At 61.5% G+C, this 25,050-nt stretch carries 22 protein-coding genes and 1 pseudogene; 9 read left to right on the top strand and 14 right to left on the bottom strand.

Translation table 11 applies throughout. The features are described from left to right. Positions 1–67: 67 nt before the first annotated feature. Together ACYU7Q_RS02230 and ACYU7Q_RS02225 are read left to right on the top strand one after the other, a co-directional pair. Positions 68–889: a transporter gene (locus ACYU7Q_RS02230; protein WP_460607804.1), complete on the top strand. Its 822-nt coding sequence runs from the start codon at positions 68–70 to the stop codon at positions 887–889. 99 nt (positions 890–988) lie between these two features. Then, positions 989–1,441 carry an META domain-containing protein gene (locus ACYU7Q_RS02225; RefSeq protein ID WP_460607803.1) on the top strand — a complete coding sequence of 151 codons (453 nt, stop codon included), beginning with the start codon at positions 989–991 and terminating at the stop codon, positions 1,439–1,441. Positions 1,442–1,474: 33 nt separating this feature from the next. Here ACYU7Q_RS02225 and ACYU7Q_RS02220 read toward each other — a convergent pair whose 3' ends face one another. The 3 genes from ACYU7Q_RS02220 to ACYU7Q_RS02210 all read right to left on the bottom strand — a co-directional run bounded on the left by ACYU7Q_RS02220 (position 1,475) and on the right by ACYU7Q_RS02210 (position 7,297). Continuing rightward, positions 1,475–2,293, bottom strand: a complete 819-nt coding sequence (locus ACYU7Q_RS02220; protein WP_460607802.1) for a hypothetical protein — start codon at positions 2,291–2,293, stop codon at positions 1,475–1,477. A 218-nt stretch (positions 2,294–2,511) separates the two neighbouring features. Beyond that, positions 2,512–3,849, bottom strand: a complete 1,338-nt coding sequence (locus ACYU7Q_RS02215; protein WP_460607801.1) for a zinc-binding metallopeptidase family protein — start codon at positions 3,847–3,849, stop codon at positions 2,512–2,514. 7 nt (positions 3,850–3,856) lie between these two features. Beyond that, positions 3,857–7,297 carry a pyruvate carboxylase gene (locus tag ACYU7Q_RS02210; RefSeq protein WP_460607800.1) on the bottom strand — a complete coding sequence of 1,147 codons (3,441 nt, stop codon included), beginning with the start codon at positions 7,295–7,297 and terminating at the stop codon, positions 3,857–3,859. A 204-nt stretch (positions 7,298–7,501) separates the two neighbouring features. Here ACYU7Q_RS02210 and ACYU7Q_RS02205 point away from each other — a divergent pair. The 7 genes and pseudogenes from ACYU7Q_RS02205 to ACYU7Q_RS02175 all read left to right on the top strand — a co-directional run bounded on the left by ACYU7Q_RS02205 (position 7,502) and on the right by ACYU7Q_RS02175 (position 13,748). Beyond that, positions 7,502–8,217: pseudogene (locus tag ACYU7Q_RS02205) on the top strand (SDR family NAD(P)-dependent oxidoreductase). A gap of 39 nt (positions 8,218–8,256) precedes the next feature. Then, entirely contained in the window at positions 8,257–9,582 is a 1,326-nt protein-coding gene (locus ACYU7Q_RS02200; protein WP_460607799.1) for a cryptochrome/photolyase family protein, read from the top strand. Positions 9,583–9,643: 61 nt separating this feature from the next. After that, positions 9,644–10,273: a TetR/AcrR family transcriptional regulator gene (locus tag ACYU7Q_RS02195; RefSeq protein WP_460607798.1), complete on the top strand. Its 630-nt coding sequence runs from the start codon at positions 9,644–9,646 to the stop codon at positions 10,271–10,273. A 7-nt stretch (positions 10,274–10,280) separates the two neighbouring features. Then, complete coding sequence (locus ACYU7Q_RS02190) at positions 10,281–11,591, top strand: ABC1 kinase family protein (RefSeq protein WP_460607797.1); 1,311 nt, start codon at positions 10,281–10,283, stop codon at positions 11,589–11,591. A gap of 70 nt (positions 11,592–11,661) precedes the next feature. After that, positions 11,662–12,207, top strand: coding sequence for a hypothetical protein (locus tag ACYU7Q_RS02185; RefSeq protein ID WP_460607796.1), 546 nt, complete (start codon positions 11,662–11,664; stop codon positions 12,205–12,207). Positions 12,208–12,247: 40 nt separating this feature from the next. Then, complete coding sequence (locus ACYU7Q_RS02180; RefSeq protein ID WP_460607795.1) at positions 12,248–13,120, top strand: dienelactone hydrolase family protein; 873 nt, start codon at positions 12,248–12,250, stop codon at positions 13,118–13,120. 157 nt (positions 13,121–13,277) lie between these two features. Continuing rightward, positions 13,278–13,748 (top strand): Mpo1 family 2-hydroxy fatty acid dioxygenase, encoded by a 471-nt coding sequence (locus tag ACYU7Q_RS02175; protein ID WP_460607794.1) that lies wholly within the window; start codon positions 13,278–13,280, stop codon positions 13,746–13,748. Positions 13,749–13,862: 114 nt separating this feature from the next. Here ACYU7Q_RS02175 and ACYU7Q_RS02170 read toward each other — a convergent pair whose 3' ends face one another. The 11 genes from ACYU7Q_RS02170 to ACYU7Q_RS02120 form a co-directional block, all read right to left on the bottom strand. After that, a complete protein-coding gene (locus ACYU7Q_RS02170) occupies positions 13,863–14,579 on the bottom strand; it encodes a phenylalanine-4-hydroxylase (protein ID WP_460607793.1) in 717 nt (238 codons plus the stop codon). A 261-nt stretch (positions 14,580–14,840) separates the two neighbouring features. Further along, a complete protein-coding gene (gene aroF / locus ACYU7Q_RS02165; RefSeq protein WP_460607792.1) occupies positions 14,841–15,845 on the bottom strand; it encodes a 3-deoxy-7-phosphoheptulonate synthase in 1,005 nt (334 codons plus the stop codon). Positions 15,846–15,922: 77 nt separating this feature from the next. After that, positions 15,923–16,702, bottom strand: a complete 780-nt coding sequence (trpA, locus tag ACYU7Q_RS02160) for a tryptophan synthase subunit alpha (protein WP_460607791.1) — start codon at positions 16,700–16,702, stop codon at positions 15,923–15,925. Between the two features lie 27 nt (positions 16,703–16,729). After that, the gene (trpB, locus tag ACYU7Q_RS02155) at positions 16,730–17,932 is read right to left on the bottom strand and encodes a tryptophan synthase subunit beta (protein WP_460607790.1); all 1,203 of its coding nucleotides are present in this window, start codon (positions 17,930–17,932) and stop codon (positions 16,730–16,732) included. Then, entirely contained in the window at positions 17,929–18,663 is a 735-nt protein-coding gene (locus ACYU7Q_RS02150; protein WP_460607789.1) for a phosphoribosylanthranilate isomerase, read from the bottom strand. Before ACYU7Q_RS02150 ends, trpB begins: the two co-directional genes overlap by 4 nt. A gap of 9 nt (positions 18,664–18,672) precedes the next feature. Further along, entirely contained in the window at positions 18,673–19,500 is an 828-nt protein-coding gene (gene trpC / locus ACYU7Q_RS02145) for an indole-3-glycerol phosphate synthase TrpC (protein ID WP_460607788.1), read from the bottom strand. A 50-nt stretch (positions 19,501–19,550) separates the two neighbouring features. Then, entirely contained in the window at positions 19,551–20,546 is a 996-nt protein-coding gene (gene trpD, locus ACYU7Q_RS02140; protein ID WP_460607787.1) for an anthranilate phosphoribosyltransferase, read from the bottom strand. An 87-nt stretch (positions 20,547–20,633) separates the two neighbouring features. Beyond that, positions 20,634–21,203 carry an anthranilate synthase component II gene (locus tag ACYU7Q_RS02135; protein ID WP_460607786.1) on the bottom strand — a complete coding sequence of 190 codons (570 nt, stop codon included), beginning with the start codon at positions 21,201–21,203 and terminating at the stop codon, positions 20,634–20,636. 15 nt (positions 21,204–21,218) lie between these two features. Continuing rightward, on the bottom strand, positions 21,219–22,646 hold the full coding sequence (locus tag ACYU7Q_RS02130) for an anthranilate synthase component I family protein (RefSeq protein ID WP_460607785.1): 1,428 nt from the start codon (positions 22,644–22,646) through the stop codon (positions 21,219–21,221). Positions 22,647–22,963: 317 nt separating this feature from the next. After that, complete coding sequence (locus tag ACYU7Q_RS02125; RefSeq protein ID WP_460607784.1) at positions 22,964–24,187, bottom strand: alpha/beta hydrolase-fold protein; 1,224 nt, start codon at positions 24,185–24,187, stop codon at positions 22,964–22,966. A 3-nt stretch (positions 24,188–24,190) separates the two neighbouring features. After that, a complete protein-coding gene (locus ACYU7Q_RS02120; protein WP_460607783.1) occupies positions 24,191–24,892 on the bottom strand; it encodes a hypothetical protein in 702 nt (233 codons plus the stop codon). Between the last annotated feature and the right edge of the window lie 158 nt (positions 24,893–25,050).

Below are 25,050 nucleotides of genomic sequence, written 5' to 3'. Positions count from 1 at the left end.
TCAGGTGAAATTTCTGGAAAGTGCAACCTAAGTTGAATCATTCCGTAGCGGAGGCGGTCTTTAGGCTATGCGCAAGACCACTCTGCTGGCCGCCGCTGCCCTGCTGGGCAGCCCCGGCCTCACCCTGGCCCAGAACACGCCCGACGAAAACAATCCCAACGTGGATGCCCCGTTCGTGCGAAACATTCGCGCCGACCGTCCCGGCCAAACCATCACCGCCCAGGTCCTTCGCCCGGGCCGCTTTCAGCTCGAAACGGGCTTCCAGCGCCAGTTTGGCGGCGTGGGCTTGGCCCAGAGCCTGAGCGCCGCCACGCTGCGCATTGGCTTTTTTAACAGCATGGAGCTGCGCGTGAGCCAGCCCTATTTCCACAGCGGCCCGTCGCGCATCACCGAAGCTGGCCGCGTCGATTCCAGCGGCTGGGCACCCGTGGTGGTAGGCGCGAAATTCATGATTTCGCCCAACTACGATACCCGCACGCAGGTGGCCATTCTGGTCGAATCGGCGGTGCCGGGCACGGGCAGTGCGGGCCTGCGCGGCACCACCTGGGGCCCCGGCGGCCGCCTGCTGGTAAGCGAGCAGTTGGGCCAGCGGTTTGGGCTCGAAGCCAACTTCGGCTTTAGCCAGCGTGGCCTCACCACCAAAGACATCGAAAAAGGCCAGTTCCTGGGCACGCTGGCCCTGAATGGCCCACTGAGCGATAAGGCTGGTTTCTTCGTGGAAGCCTACGGCTACGGTCGTCAAGCGCTGAATACTGGCACCACGGCGGGGGTATATTTCCGGCCCATTCCGGCTATGCGCCTCGACATCACGGCTGGCCAGGCGTTGGGCGGACTGGCGGCCGGCACTTCCACCGTTGGGGCTGGGCTCACGTTCAAAGTGGGCAAGTAGCACCGACTGGCGCAAAACCTGCTAAAATAACGTTAAGCAAAAAGCCTGCGTAGTCACGCAGGCTTTTTTGCGTAAAGTCAGCTTCTTAACGTGTTTGCTATGCGCTTCTCCTTTTTTCTGCTGGGCCTGATGGCCGCGGGCTGCCAGACCCGTCCCCCTCAGGAAACCGCTGCTTCCCGCCCGCCCGCCCGTGGGGTGCCCGACGCGCCACTACGCGAAACCCACTGGGTGCCGCGTCAGCTGGCCGGCCAACTGGTGGCCGTGCCGGCCGACACCCAGGAGCCTTACCTACTGCTCCGCGCCGATGGCACAGCCGAGGGCAACGGCAGTTGCAACCGCTTCCGGGGAAACTTCTTCAGTGAAACGCCCGGGGGGCTGAAATTTACTCCGCTGATGAGTACCCGAATGGCCTGCCCCGCCCTTGCCACCGAGAATGAATTTACTAAGGCCCTGGGCAAATCGAGCGCCTACCGCATCAGCGGCGACACGTTGCTGCTATTCAACGCTACCAGTGCGCCGGTGGCGCGGCTGGAAGCGGTGCATTTACATTGATTGCTGCACGATTGTTAGTATGCTGAATAAGTTTTAAGGACGGGCTTTGAGGATGCTATCAAGCCGCGCTACCAGTCCGCCTAAATCGGCATCAGAGCGCAGCTTTGTTTTATCGTGCATTTCAGCACTGGCCTTGTCGGCATGGCGCACAGCAAAAGCCGCCAGAATACTACTACGGTTGGGCTTCACTACTGTGCAAGTCCCATCACCCCAGCGCAGGAAGTATTGAGTGGCATCCTGGAAAGAATCGATGGGCGTGTTATTGCCGTATGAAGAGTCAGCGTGGCCCTTCAGAATCGTCTTTTTATAGAGCCGAAGCAGGCGCACCTCGCTGCCAGTCGACAGGTCTTCGGCATAGGCAATGGGCAGTTCCGGTACCAACGAATTTGGCAGGAGCTCAAAATGACGCTCGACCGGCTGGCCCTGCGCTCCAGTAGGCCGCAGGGTAAAGCCCTTGACATCTTCTGGAGCAATAATGATTGAGTCGTTTTGAGCAGCACGCCATACACGCAGTTGTTGGTTATACACGTCGAACTTTACAACTGCTGGCGTGGCCTTTGTAGCGGTGCCGAGCAGCACATCGCCCTGCGACCAAGTGGGGACCAGAAAGGAGGTGCCTCGTACACCTCGCACCCGACTGTCGAATGCCACGATATCATAGCCATTGGGGCCAGCGTCGTTGATGGCGTTCATTTTGTTTACAATTGCACCGTCTCGTGCGGCATCGTGCATGCTTTTCTCATGAGCGGCCGCATCCGTTTTCGACTTATATGGGGTAAGGTAGACCGTCTGAGCAGCCAATGGAGTTACCAGCAAGCTCATTCCCAATAAGATTAGCAGATTTTTTTTCACAAATTAGAACAAGTAGAAAGGTGAATCAAGTCGCAAAATACTTAGACAAAGCACTTTCGACAAGAAAAATCCAGTCCGCCAGCTTCTAATGTATAATGTAGCAGTTCCTGATTAAGGCTGCATCAGCGGTCACATGGTTTTACGGGACAATGTTCTGCCCTTCCGCTATCCTCTTCCAAGGAGCCAAGTAGCTCAAACAATCCGAACTGGGGCTGTTTCTACCGGTTGTCGTCGGTGAGGGGCGGAATGCGGGTGGGCGTTTGCTTACCCGATACAATGCCGCTGGCACTCTGCGCAATGGCTTGAATAACGGCTGTCATATTGCTTAAACTCAGGCTTTCCACTTCATCGTCGACGGAATGGTAGAGGCCATCCATCGGAATCTGGTCGGTGCTGATGGTATGGGCCGGCACGCCCAAACGTGCCAGCGTGGCGTTGTCGGACCGGTAGAACAGGTTTTGCTCGGGGTACGGGTCGGGCTCGAAGCGGAACTTGCTGCCGACGAGGTTGGCTTGGAGGAGCTTGCCGAAATCGGACCGCTCGTAGCCGGTGATGAAGGCGGTATTAGGGCCAAACTTGGCTTCTTTGCCAATCATCTCAATGTTGAACATGGCCGCCACCTGCTGCGGGTCGAGCTGCTTCGAGAAAAACTGCGAGCCGAACCCGCCCACTTCCTCAGCCGCGAAAGCCACGAAGATGAGCGGGCGGGCATTGTCGTTTTTCTTCTTGAAGTATTCGGCCAGGGCTACCACGGCAGTGGTGCCGCTAGCATCGTCGTCGGCCCCGTTGGCGATGGAGTCGCCGGCCACGGGCTTGAGGTAGCCCAGATGGTCGTAGTGACCCGAGAACACCACGTTTTCTTTGGCGCGCTTGGGGTCGTGGCCGGGCAGCATGCCCACCACATTGCGCAACTCGACCGGCTCCATCACGCTGCTGGCGCTAATGCGGTAGGTGAGCGTGGCCGGCTTAGGCCCCAGCACAAATACCGTCGAGAAAGGCTTGGGCGGCTCGGCGCTGGTGGTGCCTTTCGCCACATAACCGGCCAGCTGGCGGAAGGCTTTAACCTGCGCCGTGTCGACGAACACCAGCGTGTTGGCCGTGGGCCGCAGGTAGGAGAACATTTTGCCGCGCTCGGTCGGCTCGGGGCCGATGACGACCACGGCCGGCGGCTGGGCGTCCTCGCTGGTCCAGCGCAGCGTGGGCTGGCCGGAAATGGCCACAGCTTGCAACGGAGCCATGGTTTGGCCGTTAATCACCGCCGCTACCGGACTGGTCAGGCCCTGATACACGGTGAGGGTTTGCTCGAAATTGGTTAGCCCCGGCAGGGGTTTCAGGCCGATGCGCTTGAACTCGGCGGCCAGGAACTGAGCGGCTTTCAGGCCGCCGGGCTGGCCGGTGCCCCGGCCCTGCATGTCGTCTGCGGCCAGGGTCTGGATGACGCGGGTGACCGTGGCGGACGAGACGCTGGTAGGTTTGGCAGCGGGTTTAGTTGCTTTTTTCTGGGCGGCAACGGGCAGGGCAGCCAACAGGCCGCCGAGGAGAATTAAGTTTTTCATAATTCGCTTAGCTCAGGGTCAACACCAGGTCATCGGCAGCTACGCGGGTGCCTTCGGGCAAAACCACGTCGGCCACGGTCAGGTCCTGCGGGGCGGTGATGGTGGTTTCCATCTTCATGGCTTCGATGACGAAGAGCGGCGTGTTTTTGGGCGCGGCCTGGCCGGGCTTCACCAGCACTTTGCTGAGCATGCCTTGCAGCGGCGCGCCCATCTGGCGCGGGTTGGCCTTGTCAACTTTGGCGTTGCTGATTTTGGTGACTGCCACCGACTGGTCGCGCACCTGCAGGTTGCGGGTCTGGCCGTTGAGGGTGAAGAAGATGGTGCGGCAGCCTTCCTCGTTGATATCGCCCACCGACTCCAGGCGCACGATAACCGATTTGCCCCGGGCGATTTCGATAATTGTTTCCTCGCCCGATTTCAGGCCGTAGAAGAAGGTCGAAGTAGGCACCTTGCTCACGTTGCCGAACTTCTGGCGGAAGGCCCAGTATTCCTCAAACACCTTCGGATAAAGCAGCGACGAGAGCATATCGGTGAACTTCGCCCCGGGAAATTTCTCCTGAAACGCGGGCCATTCCTTGTCGAAATCGATGGGCGCAAGGTGCTCGTTGGGCCGGTCAGTGAACGGGGTTTCGTTCTTGAGAATAAGCTTTTGCAGCTCGGCGGGCCAGCCACCTTCGGGCTGGCCAATGTCGCCGCGGAACAGCTCGCGCACCGACTCAGGGAAGTTCAGGCTCTCCCCTTTTTCCATCACGTCCTGCGGCGTGAGGTTGTTGCTCACCATGAACAAGGCCATGTCGCCCACCACTTTCGAGCTGGGCGTTACCTTCACGATGTCGCCAAACATCATATTCACGTCGGCAAAGCGCTGCTTCACTTCCTCGAACTTATCGAGCAAGCCCAGCGACGCCGCCTGTGGGCGCAGGTTGGAATACTGCCCGCCCGGAATCTCGTGCTGAAACACCTCCGAAGTACCAGCTTTCAGGCCCGACTCGAACGGGTAGTACATCTCGCGCACAGCCTCCCAATAGTTGCTGAACTCATTGAGCGAATGTTGGTTAAATTCGCGGTGGCGCGGCGTGTGGCGCAGCATTTCCACCACTGAGTTGAAATTTGGCTGCGAGGTGAGGCCCGAGAGCGAGCCCAGCGCCACGTCGATGACGTTGGCCCCGGCCTCCACAGCCTTCGCATAAGTGGCCGCCTGCAACGAGGACGTGTCGTGGGTGTGCAGGTGGATGGGCAGCTTCACGGTATCGCGCAGGCCCTGAATCAGCTCCGTAGCGGCGTAGGGCTTCAGCAGGCCAGCCATGTCCTTGATGCAGAGGATGTGTGCGCCGGCATCTTCGAGCTGCTTGGCCAGCTTGAGGTAGTAGTCGAGGGTGTATTTGGTGCGGTTCGGGTCCATGATGTCCCCGGTGTAACAGATGCTGGCTTCGGCCAGGCGGGTGGTTTTGTTGCGCACGAAACCGATGCAGGATTCCAGCCCTTTCATCCAGTTCAGCGAGTCGAAAATGCGAAATACGTCGACGCCTGTTTCGGCCGCCTGCTCCACAAAACGCTCAATCAGATTATCCGGATAGGCCTTGTAGCCCACGCCGTTGGCCCCGCGAATGAGCATTTGCAGGAGAATATTCGGAATGGCTTCGCGCAGCTTGGCGAGGCGCTCCCAAGGGTCTTCGTGCAGGAAGCGCAGGGCCACGTCGAACGTCGCCCCGCCCCAGACTTCGAGTGAAAACGTCTGCGGATGCTGCTGGGCGTAGGCACGGGCCACTTTCAGCATGTCCCAAGTGCGCATGCGGGTGGCCAGTAGGCTCTGGTGGGCGTCGCGCAAGGTGGTGTCGGTGTAGTGGATGAGCGACTCGTTGCGCAGCCACTCCGCAAATTTCTCGGGGCCGAGCTCGTCCAGCTTTTGCTTGGTGCCGGGCGCAGGTTCGGTGTACTCGAAGTGTGGAATGTGGGGGCGGCGCGGGTTGGCGCGCGGGTCGAGCAGGTTCTTGACGTCGGGGTTGCCGTTCACCACCGTCTCGCCGATGAAGCCGAGCAGGCGCGTGGCGCGGTCCTGCCGGGTTTCGAACTGGAACAATTCGGGGTGGTCCTTGATGAAATCGACGGTGGCGTGGCCGGTCTGGAATTCCTCGTTGCCGACGATATTCTTCAGGAACGGAATGTTGGTTTTCACCCCGCGAATCCGGAATTCATCGAGCGCGCGCAGCATTTTCTGGGCCGCGCCGTGCAGCGTGGGCGCGTGGGCCGAGATTTTGACCAGCATCGAGTCGAAAAACGGTGATACCACGGCGCCCTGGTACACCGAGCCCTCATCGAGCCGAATACCGAAGCCGCCCGCCGAGCGGTAGGCCACGATGGTGCCGTAGTCGGGCTTGAAGTCGTTGGCGGGGTTTTCGGTGGTCACGCGGCACTGCACCGCGAAGCCGGCGCGCAGCGGTACCACGTCGGGGCCAAGGCCGATTTCGGGGTCGCTGAGCTTGTAGTTGGCGGCAATGTAAATCTGGGTTTTAATCAGGTCGATGCCGGTAATCATCTCGGTTACCGTGTGTTCTACCTGAATGCGCGGATTCACTTCAATGAAGTAGATGCGGTCCTGCTCGGGGTTCACCAGGAATTCCACGGTGCCCACGTTGTCGTAGCCCACGGCCCGGCCGATGCGCAGCGCGTACTCATACAGGAGGTGGCGCTGGTGGTCGGGCAGGTTCAGGGCGGGCGCCACTTCCACCACTTTCTGGAAGCGGCGCTGCACCGAGCAGTCGCGTTCGTAGAGGTGCACGAGGTTGCCGTGGTGGTCGCCCACGAGTTGCACCTCAATGTGCTTGGGCCGCTCGACGAACTTTTCCAGGAACACCGTGTCGTCGCCGAAGGCGTTCAGGGCCTCATTCCGCGCTTCGAAAAAGCCTTTCTCCAGCTGCTCATCGTCGCGGATAATGCGCATGCCGCGCCCGCCGCCGCCGCTGGCCGCCTTCAGCATCACCGGGTAGCCGATGCGCTGGGCTTCAGCTTTGGCGGTTTCGAAGTCGACCAAATCGGCCTCGCTGCTTTCAATCTGGGGCACCTGGCACTGCTGGGCCACTTCCTTGGCGCGCACTTTGTCGCCGAGGGCTTCCATCACCTCAGGGCGCGGGCCCACGAAAATGATGCCTTCCTCGGCGCAGCGGCGCGAGAGGGTGGCGTTTTCTGAGAGGAAGCCGTAGCCGGGGTGAATGGCATTGACGCTGTTTTCCTTCGCTACGCGGATGATGCCTTCGATGTCCAGATACGGCTTCAGCGGCTCATCGTCGCGGCCTATTTGATAGGCCTCGTCGGCCTTGTAGCGGTGCTGCGAGTATCGGTCCTCGTAGGTGTACACGGCCACCGTGGGGATGTTGAGCTCGGTGGCGGCGCGCATCACGCGAATGGCAATTTCGCCACGGTTGGCGACCAGGAGTTTGGTTATGTTCATAGAAGCAGTGGGGTGATAGGCGCGAATACGACGAATGTAGGCGAAAGGCTGCCAGCTGCCGCTTTTCGGCCGGTATTTATTGAGAAAAAACCCCGCCGCAAAGCCCCGCTTATTTCCATTAAAAGACGTCCGTTTGCAAGCAGACGGCCAAACCTTCCGCCGAACCGAGGGTTAGGTTGGCACTTATTTTATCCCGCCCACTCCATGCAGTTTTCTGACAAAAACATCCTGATTATCGGCGCTTCGTCCGGCATTGGCCTGGCTACGGCCACGCTGCTGAGCGGCCTCGGGGCGAATCTTTTCACCGCCTCGCGCCACCGCTCGCCGGAGTTGCAAGCACTGGGCATCGCGCACTTCGACTACGACGCCACACAGGATACCGGCACCGCTTTCGATGCGCTGCCCGAGGTGCTGCACGGCGTGGTATACTGCCCCGGCAGCATCAAGCTGCGGCCCTTTGAGCGGATTCCGGTGGCTGATTTCGCGGCTGATTTCGACCTGAATGTACTGGGTGCGGTGCGCGTCATCCAGGCCACCATCAAACGGCTGAAAAAAGCCGAGGGTACGGCCTCTATCGTACTTTTCAGCACCGTGGCGGCCGATACCGGCATGAGTTTCCACGCCAGCATTGCCACCGCTAAGGCAGCCGTGGAAGGCCTCACCCGCGCCCTGGCCGCCGAGTATGCCGCCAGCGGCGTGCGCGTAAACTGCATTGCGCCTTCGCTCACCAACACGCCGCTGGCCGCCGCCCTGCTCAACTCGCCCGAGAAGGTGGAGGCCGGCGGCAAGCGCCACCCCTGCAGCGCATCGGCCAGCCCGAGGACCTGGCTTACACCGCCTCATTTCTGCTGTCGGACCACAGCTCGTTTGTGACCGGGCAGGTACTGGCCGTGGATGGCGGAATGGGGAAATTGAAGTAGTCAGCCACATGAAAATCTGCATCTGAAGTAGTCAGCCACATGAAAATCTGCATCTTCTGGCACCGACGCGACCTGCGTATTCACGACAACGTGGGCCTAGCGGCAGCCCTGGCCAGTGGCCTTCCGGTGCTGCCGCTGTTTATCTACGACAAGGAAATCCTGGACCACCTGCCCGAGAAGGCCGATGCCCGGCTCACCTTTATTCATGATGAGGTGGAGAGGATAGCAGAGGAAACTGAGGCGGCCGGCGGCACTTTTCTGGCCCGCTACGGCCAGCCGCTGGCGGTACTGGAGCAACTGGTGAAAAACTTCGACGTGGCCGCCGTGTTCACCAACGAGGACTACGAACCCTACGCCACCCAACGCGACACCGCCGTAGCCGCGATGCTGAAGAAGCACGGCGTAGAATTTCATACCTATAAGGACCAGGTCATCTTCGCCAAGGAGGAAATCATGACCAAGTCGGGCACCGTGCCCAAGGTTTTCGGCGCTTACCTGAAGGCCTACACGGCGAAGCTGACCGATGAGCTGCTGGAGCCGCACAATTCCAGGCAAGCCTTTCAGAAGGCCAACCTGTACCACGTGTCCACCGAAAAAGCCGGCCCGCGCCCCACGCTTCAACGCATGGGTTTTGAACGCAAGGAGCAATACTTCCCGCCGGTGAAGCTGCCGGCCGAAAGCATCGTGCGCAACTACCACAAAACCCGCGACACGCCCGCCAACGAGCACGGCAGCACACGCGAGTCGCTGAACCTGCGCTTTGGCACCCTGAGTGTGCGCGAGGTGATGCGCCAGGCCAAAGAGATGAACCCGAAGCTGCTGGCCGAGATTATCTGGCGCGATTTCTTCATGATGCTGCTTTGGCATTTCCCTAATACCGCCACCGAGAGCTACGACCCCAAGATGCGGCACATCCATTACCGCAACAACGAGAACGAATTCCAGGCTTGGTGCGAGGGCCGCACCGGCTACCCACTGGTAGACGCCGGCATGCGCCAGCTCAACGAAACCGGCTATATGCCCAACCGCGTGCGCATGACCGTGGCCGGTTTTCTGGTGAAACACCTCTTCATCGACTGGCGCTGGGGCGAGCGGTATTTCGCCGACAAGCTCCTCGACTACGACCTGGCCAACAACGTGGGCAACTGGCAGTGGATGGCCGGCACCGGGGCCATTTCGGCCCCGTGGTTCCGGGTGTACAGCCCCGAGAGCCAGATGGCGCAGGTCGACCCCGAAATGAAGTACGTGAAGCGCTGGGTGCCCGAAGTGGGTACATCGAAATATCCGGCTCCGATTGTGGAGCACAAGTTTGGCCGGGAACGGGCCGTGGAAGCCATCCGGGCGGCGCGCATTGCCGCATCGTAGCGCGGACTAAAAGTCCACGCTACAATCCGAACCGTACGGCAACCCAACCGGTTGTACTGGCATGGAAAAGGACCGCATCAAACAAGCCTATCTTGACTTCGTGCTCAACGAAGGCCACCCGCCGCAGTCGGTGTTCAAGCTCACGCAGCAGCTGGGCCTGAGCGAGTCAGAATTCTACCAAAGCTACCCAAACTTCGAGGCCATCGACCGCGAAATCTGGGCTGACTTCGGGCGACAGGCGCGCGAAACCGCCGCTGCAGAGCCCGTGTGGGAAAGCTACGGCAGCCGCGAAAAGCTACTGGCGTTCTATTACACGCTCCTCGAAATCCTTAAGAATAACCGCTCCTACGCCCTGATGAGCCTACGCCGCTCGTTGCACCGCATCCCGGCGCTGTCGCCCCGCGTGCTCGACGATTTTCGGCAGGACTTCGAATACTTTGTGAGCGACTTGTTGCGCGATGGTCGCGTGACCGGCGAAATCGCCAACCGCCCACTGGTGCAGGATAGCTACCCGCGCTTTTTCTGGCAGCAGGCGCTATTCGTGCTCGGCTACTTCGCCAAAGACGACACGGTGAATTTCGAGCGCACCGATGCCGCCGTGGAAAAGGCCGTGACGCTGAGCTTCGATTTGGTGGGCCGCAACACGATTGACTCGGCCGTGGATTTCGTGCGGTTTCTGGTGCGGAAGTAATTACATAATGGACGAACCCCAAACTTCCCTGCCGACCACCAAGGTGGCCCGCGCCGCCCGCTTCGCCAAAACCGGCTTCAGCGTTGGCACCAACTACATCAAGCATTACGCCAGGAAGGCCGTGGGTGCCGAATCAACCACTGAAAACCTGCACGCCGCCAACGCCGCCGAGCTCTACGGCACGCTGAGCGAGATGAAAGGCTCCGTGCTGAAAGTGGCGCAGATGCTGGCCATGGAGAAAAACATGCTGCCCACGGCCTATGCCGAGCAGTTTGCCCAGGCCCAGTATTCGACGCCGCCCCTCTCCGGCCCGCTGGTAGTGAAGGCCTTTCGGGATGCGTTCGGGAAGTCGCCGTTTCAGCTCTTTGATGAGTTTGAGCCGGAGGCGCGGCAGGCGGCCAGCATCGGGCAAGTGCACTTCGCGCGCCAGGATGGCAAAACCCTGGCGGTGAAGGTGCAATACCCCGGCGTGGCCGACAGCATCAAGTCGGACATCCGGCTGGTGAAGCCCATTGCCCTGCGCATCATGGGTTTGAACGAAGCCCAGGTGCGCCCCTATCTGGAAGAAGTGGAAACCCGCCTGCTCGAAGAAACTGACTACAAGCTGGAGCTGCGGCGCGGCCAGGAAATTGCGGCCAAGTGCCAGGAGTTGAGGCATCTGCAATTCCCGGCTTATTATCCCGAATTTTCTACGGCCCGTATTCTCACCATGGACTGGCTGCCCGGCCAGCACCTTAAGGAGTTTCTGGCAACGAATCCGTCGCAGGAAATCCGCAACCAGATTGGCCAGGCGCTGTGGGATTTCTACCAGTTCCAGTTCAATACGCTGCACCAACTGCACGCTGACCCGCACCCCGGCAATTTCCTGATGCGGGCCGATGATGGCGGCACCCTCGGCGTGCTCGATTTTGGCTGCGTGAAAGAAGTGCCAATGGATGTGTACGAGCTGTTCATTGCCCTACTGGCACCCGAAACCTTCGCCAACGAAGCCCGCCTCGCTGCCCTGCTCACCCAGGCCGGCGTGCTCCGTGCCACCGATGCGCCGGCTATGCGGGCCCTTTACCTGCGCACCATGCAGGTTTCGCTGGAGCTTGTGGGCCGCCCTTTCCGCCAGACCACTTTCGATTTTGGCGACCCGACCTATATGGCCGCTCTATACGCCCTCGGCGACGACCTGATGGCCGACCCCGAGCTACGCAAGCAGCGCGAGCCCCGCGGCTCCGAGCACTTTATCTATTTGAACCGGACCTACGTGGGGCTTTTTGCGCTGCTCACGGAACTGAGCGCTTCGATTACAACCGGCACTTCGGCCGCATAGCAACCCAGGATTCGGCTTGTGCCCGGGCTGGCCGGCATCGATAAGCGGCAGCCTGGGCTACATTTCGGCCATGAACCTCCGAACCGAGCTACTGCGGGAACACTCGGCGCGCCAGACCAAGCGGCTGGCCGACTATGCCTGCGCCCACCCCACGGCCCTGGCCGAGCTGCTCCAACTATTCTGGTACGGCGCGGAGCGCGAGCGCCAGCTGGCCGCCGACGTGCTAGGCTGGGTGGGCGAGCGGCGGCCCAAGTGGCTGGTGCCCCACCTGCCGGGCCTGCTGGCCGCCGCCCAGCCCGGTCCGGAGCAGCACCCGGCCGTGCGGCGGGCCGTGGCGCGGGCGCTGCAATTTGTGCCCGTGCCCGAAGAATGGCAGGCGCTGGCTTTCGATACCTGCCTGGCGATGTTGCGGGCGCCCCGCGAGCCCGTAGCCATTCGGGCCTACGCCCTCACGGCCGCCGCCCGGCTGGCCGGCCCCTACCCCGAGCTGGCCGCCGAAGTGGTGGCCGCCGCCGAAACTGCCCTGAGCACCACCGACTCAGCCGCGCTGCACAGCCGGGTGGCGCGTGAATTGCCAAAACTTCGCACCATTGCGCGGGAAGTTTTGCCGGGTTAGCTGTTGGATAGGCTCATTCGTTTCAATTCTTACCATTTCCATGAAAAAGATTCTTACTCTCGGCGCGGCGCTGCTCAGCCTCACCTTCTCCGCTTCGGCCCAAAAGATGGCCAGCTGCTGCGCCCGTCCGGCCGGCAACTTGTCGGCCTCGGCCACCGAGGCCTTCGCTATGCTCGCCACCGACAAAGATTTCTCGGGCGGCCACGACGCGCCCCTGCCCTATTCCTATGCCGGCGAGGGCAAAATGATTGAGTTCAAAACCCCGGACGGCACACCCGGCCACGGCTTTGAAATCAAAAGTGCCAAGCCCAGCAACAAATACCTGTTCGTGATTCACGAATGGTGGGGCCTCAACGACTACATCAAGAAGGAAGCGGCCACCTTCGCTAGCGAAATGCCCGACGTCAACGTCATCGCCGTGGACCTCTACGATGGCAAAGTGGCCACCACGCCCGAAGATGCCGGCAAATACATGGGCGAGGTGAAAACCGAGCGCGCCACGGCCATTCTCAAAGGGGCCCAGATGTACGCCGGCCCCAAGGCGCAGCTGGCCAGCATCGGCTGGTGCTTCGGCGGCGGCTGGAGCCTGCAGGAAGCCCTGCTCGGCGGCAAGCAAACGGTGGGCTGCGTAATGTACTACGGCATGCCCGAGAAGAATGTAGCCAAGCTCAAAACCCTGAATTCCGACGTGCTGGGCATCTTCGCCAGCCAGGACAAATGGATTAACCCCGAAGTGGTGGCCCAGTTCAAAAAAGACATGACCGCCGCTGGCAAGAGCGTCACCATCGAAAGCTACGATGCCGACCACGCCTTCGCCAACCCCTCGAACCCCAAGTTCAACAAGGAATACGCCGCCAAAGCCCACGGTCAGGCGCTGGCCTACCTGCGCGGTCGCTTCAAGTCAAAAGCGTAGTTTTTGGGTTTGAAACAGAAAAGCCTTCCCGATTGGGAAGGCTTTTTTTGTGCTACTTTGGTGAGTCTGAAATCCAAGGCCGTAGCGTCGACTTTCAGTCCGCGCCCGTGCTACCCGATTCACACTAAAAGTCCGCGCTACTTCAATTCCCACCGCCATGGTCCCGCTCACTGCCCTCCTCTCCGAATACGGCGAAAGCCACCAGAACCCCACCAACAAGCTGGTGCATTGGGTGTGCGTGCCGCTGATTATGTTCTCGCTCATCGGCCTGCTGTGGGCCATTCCGGTGCCAACGGCCATCCGGCAAATCAGCCCGTGGCTGAACTGGGGTACGTTGGTAATGGCGCTGGCCCTCGTGTACTACGTGCGGCTGAGCGGACGGCTGGCCCTGGGCATGGTGCTGGTGTGGGTGGCCATGGCGCTGGCGTTGCGCGTAGTAGCGGGCGCGGCGGCGCTGCCACTGTGGGGTATTTGCCTCATCATCTTCGCGCTGGCTTGGGTGGGCCAGTTCTGGGGCCACAAGGTGGAAGGCAAGAAACCCAGCTTCCTCAAGGACCTGCAGTTTCTGCTGATTGGGCCGCTGTGGCTGCTGCATTTCGTGTACCGCCGCCTGGGCTGGGGGTATTGATGCTTCGCCTGGTGATAGTCTGTCATCCTGAGCGCAATGAAGGACCTTACCACGTCAGCACAATCTAACGTGGTAAGGTCCTTCGCTGCGCTCAGGATGACAGACGCACTCTCTTTACCGCTGCGCCAGCAGGCCAGCCAACTCCTCCACGCATTCGGTGAGCTGCTCCCAGGCGGGCAGCATGAAGTACTGGTTTTGGTAGCGGGCCCCGGTCACGGGCGTGCGCAGTACGGTGGCCAGGTCGAAGGCCGGGCGCGGGGTTAATTCGTTCACGCAGTGGTGGATTTCACCGGCCGACGACAACAGGCCCGCCCCGTAGAGGTGCGGCTTGCCTTCGTACTGCACCATGCCAAACTCGGCTGTGAAGAAGTACAGTGCCCACAGCTGCTCCCGCGCCGGCGAGCCCGCCGGCTGGGCTACGTAGGCCTGCCCCAACTCGTGCAGGAAGTTGGCCAAGCCCTCATCCAGCAGCATGGGCACGTGCCCGAACAGGTCGTGGAACAAGTCCGGCTCGGGGCTGAAATCAAACGCCTGCATGGACCGGATACGGGTCACAATCGGGAACTTACGCTCAGCCAAAAGGGCAAAAAACGCGGCCGGCTCAAACGGGCGGCCCACCGGGGCCAATTGCCAGCCGGTTTCCTCAAAAATCGTGGCGCTCAGCTCCCGGATGTCGGGGATGGCCTCGCGCCTGTAGCCCAGCCGGGCCAGGTTTTCCCAGAACACCGGCACGGCGCGGCGATGCAGCAGCGCGGTCTGGCGGTCAAACAGCATCTTCCAGATGAGCTGGTCCTGGCTGGCGGGGGTGGCAGGGTTGGGCTTGGTAAACATAGCGTAACGAAAAAGGTAAGCGTGGTTAAAACAGGGCGAAAAAAAAGCCCGATATCCTGACGGATTCGGGCTTTTGAAGGTTTCTAGAGAAAGTCGGGTTTCATGCCTCGTCTTCCGGTAGCGCCAATCGCAGCCCGTACCTGCCCTGTTTGGGGGCAGTCATTAGGGTGTTAATGCAATTGACGAATTGGTGGCGCATGAGTGAGACGAATTTAGGAACCGATTCTGGAAATGCAAGCATCTGCTCACATTAATTTTTCTTTATTCCAGTTCCTGGCGCAACGCATACACGCGCCGCAGGTTGCGAATCAGGCGGGCCGATTCGTCAAAATCCAGCGTCTGGGCCCCGTCCGAAGCAGCGGTTTCGGGCGTTTCGTGGGTTTCGTACACGATGCCGTCGGCTCCGGCCATCACGCCGGCCAGGGCCATCGTGGGCACGTACTCGCGGATGCCGATGCCGTGCGAGGGGTCGACAATCACGGGCAGGTGGCTCTTGGCTTTTAGAATCGGCACTGCATTCAAATCCAGGGTATTGCGGCTAGCGGTTTCAAACGTTCGGATGCCGCGCTCGCAGAGAATCAACTTCTCGTTACCGCCCGAAAACACGTACTCGGCCGAGGACAGTAACTCCTCAATCGAGCCCGAAATGCCGCGCTTCAGCAGCACCGGCTTATCCACGCCGCCCAGCGCATCAAGCAGGTTGAAATTCTGGGTATTGCGCGCGCCTACCTGGAATACATCCACGAAATCGTGCATCTCCTCCACCTGCGACACCTGCATGACTTCGGTCACAATTTTGAGGCCGCGCGCCCGGGCCATGCGGTGAAAATCGCGCAGGCCTTCCAGCCCCAGCCCGCGGAAAGCGTAGGGCGACGAGCGGGGCTTGAACACGCCACCGCGCATCAGGCGCACGCCGTTGGCCACGAGGTGGTCCATCACCTTTTCCATCTGGGCCTCGCTCTCGATGCTGCACGGCCCGGCACAGATGGCCAGCGAGTTACCCCCAATGGTTACGCCGTCGCCGAGGTCGAGCACGGTGGGTTTCACGCGCCACTTGCGGCTCACGAGCTTGTAGTCGTCGCTCACGCGGTGCACGTCGCGCACGCCCGGCAGCTGGCCGATGGTGCGGATGTCGAAGTCCTTTTTGCCGATAGCCACCAAATAGTGGGCGTGCTGGGTCGTGACTTCGGTGGCTTTGTAGCCCTGCTGTTTCAGGTGCTCGGTGATGGTGGCTACCGAAGCGGATTTTTCGAGTTGGATTATCACGGAATGAACGTGTTAGAGTTAGGATGTCGTGCCTCGGCGGCACTCAGCACAACGCCCTTTGGATTGGATGAAACTGATTACGCCTCCTTAATGCCCCGCACGAAGCGCCCGGCGGCGGCCGGTGCATCGGCCACATCTTCCAGCGCGCGGATGAGGGCTGAGCCGATAATAGCACCTTCGGCGTGCTGGCAGGCGCGGTCGAAACCGGCTTTGTCGGCAATGCCGAAGCCGATGAGGCGGGGATTGCGCAGCTTCAGGGCGGCGATGCGCTCGAAATACTGCTCTTGCGCGACAGCATCGGGCAGCGTGGTGCCGCCGGTAGTGCCCGGGCCGGAAACCAGGTACAGGAAGGCTTCGGAGAGGCTGTCGAGGCGCCGGATGCGCTCCTCCGAAGTTTGCGGCGTGATGAGAAATACGGCTTTCAGGCCGTGTTTTTTGAAGGTTTCCTGATAGAACTCTTCGTACTCATCAAGCGGCAAATCAGGCAGGATAAGGCCGTCAACGCCCACAGCGGCGGCCTGGCGGCAGAATTCCTCCACGCCAAACTGCATCACCGGGTTGAGGTAGCCCATGAGGAGCACCGGCGTCTCGGGCACAGCGGTGCGCAGGCCTTTGAGCTGCTCGAACAGCACGGGCAGGTTCATGCCATTGGCCAGGGCCACCGTGCTGCTGCCCTGGATGATGGGGCCATCGGCCAGCGGGTCGGAGAAGGGCATGCCGATTTCGAGGATATCAGCCCCGGCTTCCACTAAGGCTTGGGCCAGCGGAATGGTGTCGTGCAAGCTGGGGTAGCCGGCGGTGAAGTAGGTATTGAGCAGGTTGTGCTTGCTCGCGAAGGCGTGTTTGATGCGGTCCATAAAGTATTAGCGTTGGGGAGCCGCAGGCTACACCAGCTTGTCCATGTTTTTGAGGTAGGTTTCCAAGTCCTTGTCGCCGCGGCCGGATAGGTTTACCACCACCACGTCATCCGGCCCGGCCCCAAGCTGGCCAAGGGCGGCCAGTGCATGGGCCGTTTCCAGGGCTGGGATGATGCCTTCGAGGCGGCTCAGCTCGGCCACGGCGGCTAGAGCGTCGTCGTCGGTGATGGCAATAAACTCGGAGCGGCCCACTGCGCCCAAATAGGCGTGCAGCGGCCCGATGCCGGGATAATCAAGGCCCGCGCTTAGGGAATACGGCTCGGTAATCTGGCCGTGCTCGTCCTGCATCAACAGGGTCTTGCTGCCGTGGATGATGCCCGGCGTGCCCAGCACCGACGTAGCCGCCGAGTGCCCGGAGTGGATGCCGTGCCCGGCGGCTTCCACCGCAATCAGGCGCACCTCGGGTTCATCGAGGAAGTGGTAGAACGCACCAGCCGCGTTGGAGCCACCGCCCACGCAGGCCACCACGAAATCGGGCAGCTCGGAGCCGGTTTTCTCCAGCAATTGCTTGCGCATTTCCTCGCTAATGACGGCTTGCAGGCGCGCCACCAAATCGGGGTACGGGTGCGGGCCGACGACGGAGCCGATGATGTAATGGGTATCAACCGGGTTGGCAATCCAGTCGCGGATGGCCTCGTTGGTGGCGTCTTTCAGGGTCTGGCTGCCGCTTTCGGCGCGGCGCACTTCGGCTCCGAGCAGGCGCATCCGGGCCACGTTGGGGGCCTGGCGCTCCATGTCGATAGCCCCCATGTACACCACGCAGGGCAGGCCCATTAGGGCGCACACGGTGGCGGTGGCCACGCCGTGCTGCCCCGCCCCGGTTTCGGCGATGATGCGCGTTTTGCCCAACCGCTTGGCCAGCAGAATCTGCCCCACGGTGTTGTTGATTTTGTGCGCGCCGGTGTGGCAGAGGTCCTCGCGCTTGAGAAATATGCGGGTGTTGTACTTGGCCGACAGGCGCTTGGCTTCAAACAGCGGCGTGGGCCGGCCCACGTAGTCGCGCAGCAGCCCATGCAGCTCGGCCTGGAATGACGGGTCGGCCATGATGTCCAAGTACTGCGTGCGTAGCTCTTCCACGTTGGGGTAGAGCATTTCGGGCACGAAAGCGCCGCCGAACTGGCCGTAATAGCCGCGGGTCGTGGGCTGTTTGTAAGAGGTTGTAGAAGTCATATCGATGGCGCGCCGGGGCGCAATTGAGTGAGCATTTGGGCCAGGCGGGCAGCGTCTTTCACACCCGGCGCGGTTTCAAAGCCGCTGTTCAAATCGACGCCAGCCAGGCCGGGCAGGCGCAGAGCCGCCAACTCGGCGGCGTGTTCCAGCCCCAGGCCACCGGCCAGAAAATAGGGCACGGGCAGGTGGTAGGCTTGCAGCAAATTCCAGTCGAACGTAGCCCCGTTGCCACCGGGCGCGGCTCCTTTGGTGTCGAAGAGGAAGTAGTCGCAATACGGCACGTAGGGTAGCAGAGCGGTAAAATCAACCTCCTCCCCTACCGAAAAAGCCTTCATCACCAGCAGGCCCGCTTCGTTGAGTTCCGCACATTGCGCGGGCGTTTCCTGCCCGTGCAACTGCACGGCGGCGAGGCCGAAGCGCTGCGCCACGGCGAGGATGTTTTCGGTGGTTTCGTTCACGAACACGCCCACTTTCCAGATGGCCGGCGGCAGGGCGCGCACCAGTTCGGGAGCCAGCGCCCCGCCCACAAAGCGCGGTGATTTCGGCGCGAAAATGAAGCCCAGAAAATCCGGCCCCAGTTTGGCAATGTCGGCCAGCGCCGCCGCGTCGCGCATGCCGCACACCTTCACCAGCAGCCGCGATGGGGTAGCTGGCGCCGCCGAAGTAGCTTCCGCGCCGGGCACGCCAGCGGCGGCGGCTAAATCGGATAAGTTGGGGCGGGGCGTCTTCATTTCGGGCAGCTACGCAACCGCGGCTTCAGTTTTCGGCAGGGCGGCGATTTCCTGCACCAGCATGGCGCAAGCGCGCTCGGGGCGGGCGTGGCGCATGAAAGCCTCGCCCAGCAGGAAGCCGCGGTAGCCGACTTCGCGCAATTGGCCGATGGCGGCGGCGGTGGAGATGCCGCTTTCCGACACCTTCACAAAATCGCTCGGAATGGTTTCGGCCAGCGCCAGCGAGGTATCGAGGCTAAGGCTGAAATCGTGCAGGTTGCGGTTGTTGACGCCGATGAGATTAACGGCCTCGGCATTAGCGGAGCGGGCCAGCTCTTCGCCGTCGTGCACTTCGAGCAGCACTTCGAGGCCCAACGAGCGGGCCAGCCGGCCCAGGGTATCGATTTCGGCGGGCGTGAGGACGGCTGCAATCAGCAGCACGGCATCGGCCCCGATGCTCTTGGCTTCGAGAATCTGGTACTCATCCACCACAAAATCCTTGCGCAGGATAGGGCAGAAATTGAAGCGCCGCGCCGTGGTCAAATCTTCGTTTTTGCCACCGAAAAACTCGGCGTCGGTGAGGATGGACAGCGCCGCCGCGCCGGCCTGCATGTAGCCGAGCGTGGTGCGCTCGACGGGCGCGTACTGATTAATCCAGCCTTTGGAGGGTGACTTGCGCTTGAACTCGGCAATAAGGCCGCTGCCGCCTTCGCGCAGCAGATACTTGCGCAGCGAGAGCGGCTGCGAGTTGAAATAGAGGCTGGTTTCGAGCAACTTGACGGGCACCAGCTCGCGGCGGCTGGCAACTTCCTGGCGCTTGTGCGCGACGATGGTATCGAGAATCGTGGATTGGGACATGACTTGGAGAACAGCAGCGCGCAGCATTTGCTTCGCGCTATGTAGAAAATTTATTGGGTGGCCAGCATCGTTTCAAAGGCCCGCCGGGCCGCGCCCGAGTCCAGCGACTCCCGGCTGAGGGCCAGGGCATCGGCCCAGCTTAGGGCGGGGCGGGCGCATTGCAGGGCCAGGGCGGCATTGGCGGTGGTCACATTACGCTGAGCGGCCGTGCCGTGACCATCGAGCACGTATTTGAACAACTCGGCAGCGGCGGCCACAGTGCTGCCGCCGGCCAGGTCGTCGGCGGTGCAGGCGGGCAGGCCCAGCGTGTCGGCGGTCAGCATCCGCTCGCCTTCGAAGGAGGAAACCACTTTGGCCGTCCCGGTGAGGGCCAGCTCGTCGTAGCCGTCGAGGGCATGCACCACGGCGTAGCGGGTTCCGGTGGGCTGCATCAGGTAATGGTAGAGGCGCTGCAATTCGAGGCTGAAAACGCCCAACAGCTGGGCCGCCGGCCGGGCCGGGTTCACCAGCGGGCCGAGGATGTTGAAGAAGGTGCGCAGGCCCAGCTCGCGCCGCACGGGCCCGGCGTGCCGCATGGCCGGATGGAAGGCCGGCGCGTGCAAAAAGCAGATGCCCGCCCGGTCAAGCTGCCGCCGCAGCTGGTCGGAGCTGGCCTCGAAGTTGTAGCCAAAGTGCGCCAGTACGTTGGAAGCGCCCGACACCGACGACACGCCAAAATTGCCGTGCTTGGCCACCAGCGTGCCCGCCCCAGCCACAATAAAACAGGCCAGCGTGGAGATATTAATCGTGTTTTTGCCATCGCCACCTGTGCCCACGATGTCCACTACTTCGTGCGTGCCCAGCTCCGGGTCGCGGCTGAGGTCGAGTAGCGCCTGGCGGAAGCCGGCCAGCTCGGCCACCGTAATGGGCCGCATACGGTAGACAGCCAGGAAGGCCGCCGTTTCGGCCGGGTTCGCTCCGCCCTCGCCCAACTGGCGCATGGCGGCGTGGGCCTCGGCGTGCGTGAGCGGCTGGTGGTCGAAAAGCTTGGTGAGAATCTGTTTCATGTTTTGAGCTACCGGCTGCTGTCTCCAGGCAGCAAGCATTCATCATTAAATTTTAAAACGCGTGGCTTGAAGCCCGAAGCTTGCTGCTTACGAAAGCCAGTTTTCCAGCAGCTGCGCGCCGTGTTCGGTGAGGATGCTTTCCGGATGAAACTGCACGCCGCGCACATCATAATCGCGGTGGCGGAAGGCCAGCACCTCGCCGTTGGCATCGCGGGCCGTCACTTCCAGCGTCGCGGGCATCGACTCGGGCCGCACTGCCCAGGAGTGGTAGCGCCCCACTTGGAACCGCTTGGGCAGTCCCGCGAAAAGCCGCTCGTCGCTCACAGTTACTTCGGCTTCGTTCGCCACGCCGTGTAGCACGACCGGGATGTTGTAGAGTTCCGCGCCGAAGCTTTCGGCCAGGCCCTGGTGGCCCAGGCACACGCCCAGGATGCGCTTGGTGGGCGCGTATGTTGAGATAATGGCCGGCATCAAGCCCGCTTCGGTTGGAATGCCCGGGCCGGGCGAGAGTAAGATAGCATCGTACGCCGCCACATCTTCCAGTGCCAGCTGGTCGTTGCGCGTCACCGTCATATTTGGGCCGTGGCCGAGCTCGCGCAGCAGGTGTACCAGGTTGTAGGTGAAGGAGTCGTAGTTATCGAGAACGAGGATTTTCATGGCGAAAGGCTGTAATTATTTAACATCTTCAGCAGCCCGTAGCGCGGCGCGCAGGGCCCCCAGCTTGTGGTGCACCTCCTCCAGCTCCGACTGCACTTTGGAAGCCGCCACCACGCCCGCGCCGGCCTGGAAATACAGCTGGTTGCCGGTGCTCAGAAACGAGCGAATCATGATGGCGTGGTTGAAGCTGCCATCAAAGCCCAAATGCCCCAGGCAGCCGCCGTAGTAGCCGCGCGCGGTAGGCTCCAGGCCATCAATCAGTTGAACAGCTCGAAACTTGGGCGCGCCCGAGAGCGTGCCGGCCGGGAAGGTATCGGCCACCACTTGCAGGGTGTCGGTGTTTTCGGCCAGCTCGGCCGTTACCTTGCTTACGAGGTGAATGACGTGCGAGTAGAACTGGATTTCGCGTAGGGTTCGCACCTCTACTTTGGTGCCGTGGCGGGCCAGGTCGTTGCGAGCCAGGTCCACCAGCATCACGTGCTCGGCGTTTTCCTTGGGGTCGGCGGCCAGGCGCTGGGCGGCGGCAGCATCGGCGGCATCGTCGCCGGTGCGGCGGTAGGTGCCCGCGATGGGGAATAGGGTGGCTTCGCGGCCCTGTACCAGCACCTGCGCCTCGGGCGAGGAACCGAAGATTTTGTAGTCGCCGTAGTCGAAGTAGAACAGGTAGGGCGACGGGTTGATTGACCGCAGCGCCCGGTACACGTTGAACTCATCGCCCGAAAAACCCTGCTGGAACCGCCGCGACAGCACAATCTGGAACACGTCGCCGCGCAGGCAGTGGGCTTGGCCCTGCGTGAGGCGCGCCAGGAACTCCTCATCGGTCTGGTTGGTCTGCTCCTCGCCGGCCGTGGCGAAACCGAAGTTGGGCACGCTGGGGTGGCGCACCAGGTTTTCGAGGCGGTCGAGGCCGTCGGCTTCGGCCGGGGCCTCGCCGGCTACGCTGTGCTCGAACAGGTGCAGCTCCTGTCGGAAGTGGTTGAAGGCGATGACGTAGCGGTACACGCCATAGCGAATCAGAGGGATGTCGCCAGCCGGCACCTTCTCCGGATTCAGCTGCACGTCCTCAAAGCTTTGCACGGCCTCGTAGCCCATGTAGCCAAACAGCCCGGTACTGATGAAAGGCAGCTTTTCGGCCGAGGCATCGGGCGTGCCGGCGGCGGCGAAATCGCGCAGCCGCGCCAACGCCTCGCGAGCGTGGCCCAGGTTTTCGGTGGTTTCGGGGGCGCCGGGCAGCACTTGGTGCAGTACGCCGCCGCGCCGCAGCTCAAACGTGGCCAGCGGCTCGCACACCAGGTAGCTGAAGGCATTTTGCTGGCCGTGGTAGTCGGCGCTTTCCAGCAGAAGGCAGTTGGCGTACTGGTCGCGCAAGCGCAGAAACAGACCTACCGGCGTCACGGTATCGGCAAGCAGGCGGCGGGTGCGGGTGATGAGTTGGTAAGACACGAGGATTAAAAAGGGAAGCAGCAAAAACGAAAAAAGCCCAGCTTGTGGGCCGGGCTTTTTGTGATTGCAGGGTAAAATCAGGTTGACTTCACGAGGCGCACAGGAAGGCCGGTCCGATGTTTCGGAGCTGCCACCACCAAGCCTGAGAAATGCGAGTCGAGTTCATGTCGAAAAAGCCGCTTCGGTTGAAACGTGTTGCAAAGATAGAGCTTCGTTTTTGAAATTCCCGCAACTACCAGTGAAATTCTATACAAAGCCAGCAAGTACACGGTTCCATTATCACCAATATTCCAATCAGCAAAAAGGCTTGACATTAACTACTGCGGCTGCCGTTTCGCCCCAGAAGCGTTGGTTTTCACCGCCGAGCCAAACAGAAACCGGTAGGCCGCCGGGAACTCCCGCCGCCAGAACCACTCCCGGTGCTCCCCATCGGCCGGGGCTGAAAATGCCAGGTTGGCAGCCGGCACACCCTCGGCCCGTAGCTCATCGCGCCACTGCGTCATCAGCGGCAGCATGGTTTTCGATTCCTTGGGGCCACACACGAAATAGAAGCGCGCTGTGCGCGCCGCCGGGTGGGTTTTGGCATAGGCCCGCAACGAGTCGTTGCACACCCAGAAGGCCGGCGAAAACGCACCCACCTCGCCAAAAACCTTCGGGTATTTCAATGCGGCGTACACCGAAATCAGACCACCCAGGCTGGAGCCGGCGATGCCGGTATGCGCCGCCTCGGGCCGGGTGCGGTAGTGCGCATCCACGTAGGGCTTGAGCGTGAGGGCCAGGAAATCGACGTAAGCGCTGCCCTGGCCGCCCTGGTGGGGCTGGTCCTTCAGTTCGGCACTGGCCCAGGGAATGTATTCGTCGGAGCGGTACTGGTCGCCGTTATCAACGGCCACCACGATGCTGCCGGTGGCGTCCTGGCCGGCTTTGCGCAGGCGGTCGAGGGTTTCGTCCACGCCCCATTCGCCGCCGAAACTCGTGGCGTCGTCGAACACGTTCTGGCCATCGTGCAGGTAGAGCACGGGGTAGCGCCGGGCGGGGTTGGCTGCGTAATCGGCGGGCAGGTACAACCAGATGCGCCGCTGCCGGCCCAGTTGCGGCATGGAGAAAGAGGTGGACAACAGGCGCACCTGGGGCGTAGTGGTGTGCTTTTTAGAAGCGTCGCTCTGGGAATTCCAGGCCAGCACCTGGTTGGTGATTTCGCGAGCAGTCGTCAGGTCGGCTTTGCGGTTGGCAACCTGGTCGTTTTTGCCGTCTACTTCCACCGTCGGCCAGCTGCCGCGAGTAAACTTGTATTCGATGCTGCCCAGGCTGGACGGCAGGCTAATTTGGTAGGTGCCGTCGGCCTGCTTCTGCAAGGCGTAGCGGGAGCTGTGTGGGTTCCAGTTATTGAAAGAGCCCGCCACGAATAGCGTGTCTTTGGCCGGCGTGGTAGCCGGCACCTGGGTTAGTTTCAGAATGGTCTGGGCACTGGCAGCGCCCCACGCCAAGCTGAAAGCGCTGGCAAGCAGCACCGTGCGTTTCACCTGCAATTGATAATTCATTGGTTAGCGAATGGTTTCGCCAGTGCCGGCGCCTCGCTCGGCGGCTTCGGTTTTGCGCAGGGTGTACACGGCCCGCACCGAGTCGACCCCCGGCAGGCCGTTGGCCTGGAAATCCAGCAAGGCCCCCTTCTTTTGCGGGCCCTTCACGAAATGCCGGTACTCTTCGGCCGATTCGCGTACCACGTACAGAATGCCCGGCGACGGCACTTTCAGGCGGGAGAAAAAGCAACGGCCATCGCCGGCCGGGCGACGGTTGGTTTCGGCCACGGCGCTGGTGCCCAGCAGCCGGTACTTGGCCTCATCGGCACCCGGCGGGGTCAGGTTGCCCAGGCCATCCACAAACACCTCGCGCCGGGACATAAGGTGCTCCAGGTCCAGCGTTTTGAGCAGGGGCAGGTTTTCCTCCGACATGATGAGCTGCTGCACCGTTTTGCCGGGGGCGGGCTCTTCGTAGTACACCAGGACCGGCTTCTTCAGCTTCAGCTTGCTCACCACGATGGGCGGCGGCGCATCCTCGTTGTCGGTGGCGTGCTGGATGGTGATGGGCGTATACACCGGCGGCGGCTTCACCACCCCCCGGGCACCGGGCGCGGGCTTGCCTGCGCTCTTGGGGGCTGGCTTGTGGGAGCCAGGTCGGGACTGGGCCACGGCACCGGTCACAGTGCCGGCCAGTAGCAACGCAAGTAATGGTAGGTGCTTTTTCATTTTCTAAGGAAAAGCCAAAAGTAACGAGGAGAATATGGCCCGGCAAGGCAATTACTGCGCCAAGTGGGGTAAAACAGTGCCATTATGAGCCAGGACCTGCCGGGGTAAGGTAAGGGCAAAGGTGGTTAATCAGAGATTGCCCGGCAGCAGGGCAGCAC

The organism is Hymenobacter terrigena, assembly GCF_054776515.1.
This window is presented reverse-complemented; position numbering and strand designations above follow the sequence as displayed.